Annotated in this window: 1 protein-coding gene and 1 tRNA gene; one reads left to right on the top strand and one right to left on the bottom strand. The window is 57.6% G+C overall.

Annotated elements, in window-relative coordinates; all coding sequences use genetic code 11:
• Window positions 1-42 precede the first annotated feature (42 nt).
• Window positions 43-1,275 carry a DUF3179 domain-containing (seleno)protein gene (locus tag AC2FM5_RS19590; protein ID WP_496737646.1) on the top strand — a complete coding sequence of 411 codons (1,233 nt, stop codon included), beginning with the start codon at window positions 43-45 and terminating at the stop codon, window positions 1,273-1,275.
• Between the two features lie 171 nt (window positions 1,276-1,446).
• Here the strand turns inward: AC2FM5_RS19590 and AC2FM5_RS19585 are convergent.
• Window positions 1,447-1,523, bottom strand: a tRNA-Met gene (locus AC2FM5_RS19585).
• Between the last annotated feature and the right edge of the window lie 16 nt (window positions 1,524-1,539).

Here is a 1,539-nt window from a genome sequence, read left to right as displayed (position 1 = left end):
GTCCGACCTCACGTCGGCCCGCCACGTTCAAGAGGCACCTCCATGCTTGCCAACCTGATCTTCTATATCGGACTCTCTGTCTCGCTCGGGATTGGCTTTGTCTATTTCCGCGACCTCGGTGACGTTTCCCAGATGTTGCTGAAGGTAAAGCGAGAAAACATGATCCGCTTCATTCGCAACGAATATCGGTTGATCGGGCTTGGCCTTGCGGCTTTTGCGGTTGCGACCATAGCCCACTTTGCGCTCGGTGCCGGCATCGGCGCGATCTGGTGGGTGGGCGCGGCTCTGGCATTGGTTCTGTATGGCTTTCCCTATGTGTGGGTCCATTTGGGGTTGAGAAACCAGCTCAACACAGCCCGGTATTACAGCATTGCCGAAGCGGAACGGTTCGTCGGACCGACCGCGCCCGTGATCGTGATGACAAACGGCGATCACGCACGGGCCCATCCTGACGCCCAGATCATGCGGCCCCACCTGGCCGGCGACGCCAAGGGGCTTGGGGGCGAAGACATCGTCATGACCTATTGTGCAATGGCCAATCTTGGCCAGGGTTACAGGCCATCCATCGAAGGAAAGCGGCTGAATCTTCAAGTTCTAGCGCAACATGGCAACAACCTGATCCTGCGGGACGACGACACCGGGGAACCGATCCAACACATCTATGGGTTCCGAGAAGCGGATCGGAACACCGCGTCGGACGGTCCCGCCTGCCCATTGCGCCCGGAAGCTCAAATGGAGCCATGGCCAACATTCCGCATGACATTCCGTGGCTTCAGGAAAGCCTACCCGGACGGTGAGGTCTTTCTGAACAAGCCGTCAAGCAACCCGTTCCTGAGACTGCTGGACATGGTGCTTGAGATCGTTTTCGGATGGGGGATCGCCAGGCAGCATCAAGAGGCTGACCCCGTCATGGACAACATGGAGCGCGCGCCCGACACACGCCTGCCCAACAAGACACCTGTTTGGGGCGTGACCATCGGGTCGGATGCCGTCTGTTGGACCGACGACTTCGTGGTTGACCAGAACTGGCTGGTGAACACACAAGTCGGCGGGCGTGATCTCGTGGTGCAATTAGACCCGCATTTCGAAAGCCTCGGGGTCTGGTACAACGACAGCGAAAAACCAGTAAAGCGATGTGACTTTTGGGGAAATAGCGATCAGGGGCAACTCACGCGGGTTGAAACCTTGCGTGCCGGTTTGTTCTGGCACGTCTGGGCAGAGTTCTTTCCCAACACAGATGTCAATCGCATCGGCGGTAGCGCGAAGTTGAGTTAGGCGGATTGGCTCATCGGGCGTGAAGGTGTGGCGCCACAGTGGAGCGCTTTCGGAGAAGCGCTCCCAAAGCGCATCTGCTTCGCGTCCCAAGACATTACCCTATACCCTATCGGTAAAGGACTAGCCTTGGCCCACAGCTTGGATTTTGTGGATTGTTTTGTTGGACTGTTTTGGTTGCGGGAGCAGGATTTGAACCTGCGACCTTCAGGTTATGAGCCTGACGAGCTACCGGGCTGCTCCATCCCGCGACACTTTGGGTTGGTC

It is taken from the genome of Ruegeria sp. BHSA162 (assembly GCF_059613385.1).
This window is presented reverse-complemented; position numbering and strand designations above follow the sequence as displayed.